The organism is Nonomuraea sp. NPDC049784 (assembly GCF_040659615.1).
Lineage (GTDB): Bacteria > Actinomycetota > Actinomycetes > Streptosporangiales > Streptosporangiaceae > Nonomuraea.
On sequence record NZ_JBFAMX010000837.1, the window covers coordinates 1 to 3,571 of the forward strand.

At 74.0% G+C, this 3,571-nt stretch carries 2 protein-coding genes; both read left to right on the top strand.

The genetic code is table 11. The features are described 5' to 3' along the window. A partial coding sequence (locus tag AB0J09_RS59475) for a KR domain-containing protein (RefSeq protein WP_360712382.1) occupies positions 1-1,272 on the top strand: 1,272 nt, incomplete at its 5' end. Between the two features lie 43 nt (positions 1,273-1,315). Then, the coding region (locus AB0J09_RS59480) for a beta-ketoacyl synthase N-terminal-like domain-containing protein (RefSeq protein ID WP_360712384.1) at positions 1,316-3,571 on the top strand (2,256 nt) is incomplete at its 3' end.

Genomic DNA, 3,571 nt, shown 5'->3' on the forward strand with positions numbered 1-3,571 from the left:
GGCTGGCTGCTGCACCGGCTGTGCACCGGGCGTAGTGTGTCCCGTCTTGTCTACTTCTCCTCGGCGGCGGCGTGCCTGGGATGGCGGCTGGGCGGGCACTACGCCGCGGCCAACGGCTTCCTGGACGCCCTGGCACACGAGCGCTCCCGTACCGGTGATCAGACGCTGAGCGTCGGCTGGGGCGCCTGGGGCATGCCGGACTCGCTCGACGTCGACCTCGTCGGCGACGACGGGTTCCGCCCCATGCCGCCGGACGCCTGTCTGGCGATCCTCGGCTCGTTGCTCGCCGGCGACGTGACCCACCGCGCCGTGGCGGCCGTCGACTGGCCGGTGCTCGCGGCCACCTACCGGTCCGGCCGGGCCGTCCCTGTGCTCGACTCGGTCGCGGGCACAGCTCGGTTGGTGACGGATACGGCTGGGCTGGTGGCGGGCACAGCTCGGTCGGTGGCTGATTCGGCTCCCTCTGTGGCTGAAACCGCCTGGCCGGTCACGGGCACGGCTGAGCTGGTGACGGGCACGGTTGGGCCGGTGGGGGGTATGGCTGGGCCGGTGGCGGCCGAGCCGGCGACCGGGCCGCCGGGCGAGAGTCCGGCACCGATCCGCGGCGGCGCCGTTCCGGTCACCGGTTCGGTGCCAGCTGTACTCACTGGCACGGCGGATATGGCCCCCGGCGCGAACGGGACCCCGGGAGCCGATCGCCTGGCCCGCCTTGACGGTGTGGACGGGGCCGCGGGGGCCGATCGCCCGGCCCGCCTCGAAGGTGTCGATGACCTGCGCCGGATGCTGCGCGCGGAGCTCGCCGCCGTACTGCGGATCGACGATCCGGAGGAGATCGACACGCGGGTCGGCCTGTTCGAACTCGGGCTGGACTCGGCGATGAGCGTCGAACTACGCAGCAGGATCGAGGGACGCCTCAGCCGCGAGGTGCCGCCGACCCTCGTCTTCGAATACCCGACCGTCGAGGAACTGGCCGTCGCCCTGGCCGAACCGCCGGCGATGCCCTATTACGGTCCCGGCACCGTGTCGGCCGGCCCCGGGCCACTGGCCACGTCCTTCGGCCGTCCGGATGCCGTGTCGGCCGATTCCGAGTCGCCGCCCCAGTCGTTCGGTGGTCCGGGCGACCCCGGGACGACGGTCGCACCGCGCGGGCCCAGGCGGGAGGACGCGCCCCATCGCGCTGAGGCGGGAGCGGAGCCGTACGGGCACGGCCCGCTGGAGGAACAGGACGAACTGATCAGGAGGCTGGCCGAGAAGCTGGAGCGGCTCCGCTGACCGGCGGCGTCCGGTGGCCCGGGCAGCGAGGGGAGGGACTGGTATGGACATCGATCCGGCGCACCGGGAGTTGCTCGGTCGCGCGCTGGCGACCATCGAGGATCTGGAGGGCCGCCTCGAGCGCGCAGAGCAGGACCGTGCCGTGCCGATCGCCGTGGTGGGGATCGGGTGCCGCCTGCCCGGCCGGATCCGGGGAGCCGCCGAGTTCTGGCGCGCTCTGCGGGACGGCACCGACCTGGTCGGCGTGCTCGACCGGAGGACGGCCGAGCCCGGCGTACCGCCCGACGGTTACCTGACCGGGCTTCCCGGCGCTTACCTGGATGACGTCGACCGGTTCGACAACGAGTTCTTCGGCATCGCGCCGGGCGAGGCCGCCGTCATCGACCCGCAGCAGCGGCTCCTGCTGGAGACGGCCTGGGAGGCCCTGGAGCACGCCGGCATGCCGAGGGAGGCCGTACGGGGCAGCGCGACGGGCGTCTTCCTGACTCTCGGCACGCACGACTACTGGCAGGTGGGTGTCTCCCGGCTGGGTACGGCGCCACGGCACGACCACGCCGTCGTCAACAACTCCCACAGCACCGCCTGCGCCCGGATGTCCTACTTCCTGGGTGTGCGCGGCCCAAGCCTGACCGTCGACGCCGGTTGTTCGTCGGCCCTGCTGGCGACGCACATGGCCGTACGGAGCCTGCGGGCGCGTGAGTGCGATGCGGCACTGGTCGGAGCGGTCAACCTGATGATGGCCGAACACTCGGGCGCCGGCATCGCCGAGTCGGGCACGCTGTCGCCGGACGGCCGGTGCCGGACCTTCGACGCCAGTGCAGACGGCTACGGAATCGGCGAGGGCTGTGGCGTGGTGGTGCTCAAACGCCTGGCCGAAGCGGAGCGGGACGGTGACCGCGTGCTCGCCGTTCTGCGCGGCAGCGCGATCAACCACAACGGGGGCGGGCCTGGATACGGAATCCCCGCCGTCTCCGCGCAGCGCGCGGACATCCGCGCGGCGTACGACGACGCCGGGGTCCCGGCTCGGACCGCGACGTACGTGGAGAGTCACGGCACCGGGACCTCCCTGGGCGACGCGGCCGAGCTGAGCGCGCTCGCGGCCGAGTTGCTGCCCGGCAGGCCGGTCGACCGTCCGCTGGTGGTGGGGGCCGTCAAGACGAACGTGTCGCACCTGTTCGCCGCGTCCGGCATGATCGGGCTGATCAAGACGGTGCTGTGCCTGCACCATGGGGAGATCCCCGGGAACCTGCACTTCACCAGGCCCCACCCCGACCTCGGCACCCTTCCGTCGGCGATCGTCATCCCCAGTGCCACGCGCCCGTGGCCACGTGGCGCCGAGCCGCGGGTCGCCGGCGTCAGCGCGTTCGCCCAGGGTGGCAGCAACGCCCACGTGGTTCTGTCCGACCCCGTGGTCGAGCCGCGGGTCGCCGGCGTCAGCGCGCCGGCCCAGAGCGGTGGCAACATCCACCTGGTCCTGATCGACCCACCGGGCGACGGCGGCGTTTCCGCGCCGTGCCACCAGCCGCAACCTGTGCTGGTCCCGATCTCGGCCCACGACGAGGCGGCGTCGCGCGCGCTGGCGGTCCTGCTCGCGGATCGGCTGGAACGGGGTGAAGCGGCGGTCACGCCGGCCGACGTCGCCTACACCGCGGCGCGGCGGCGCTCGCACCTCGCGCACCGAGGGGCGGTGGTCGGCCGCACCGGCGAGGACCTCGCCGCGGCACTGCGCCGGCTGGCGTCCGGCCGGACCGGGCCCGGCGTGCGGGCCGGACGAGCGGCCGTCACCGCACGAACGGCGTGGTGCCTGGGCGCCGGTGACGCCTGGCCCGTCATGGCTTCCCTCGCCGGCAGCGATCCGGTCCGCCGGCTCCTCGCCGAGGCAGCGCCCCTTGTGGCCGCTGAGACCGGCGTCGACCTGGCCGTGGCTACGACGGGTGCGGGGGTCGCGGGTGACCGGGCCACGGCTCGGGTGCTCACCGTGCTGGCCCAGATCGGTCTGGGACGGTGGTGGCGGTCGGTGGTCGGCGAACCGGCGCTGGTGCTGTGCGCGGGGCTCGGCGCGCTGGCCGCCCGTCACCTCATCGGAGGGTTGCCGCTGGAGGAAACGATCAAGTCGGCACTGGCGGCCGCCTGCCCGCCCGCCGGTGGCCCGGGCGACGGCGACCCGCCCGCGCTGTGCCGGTACGACAATCCGGCCGCACTCGCCGCCGCGGCGTCCGTACTGGCGAGAGACGGCGGGTACGGCCTCGTGGAGATCGGCCGGATCTGCGTGCCGCCCGGTCCGGCTGACCGCGACCCC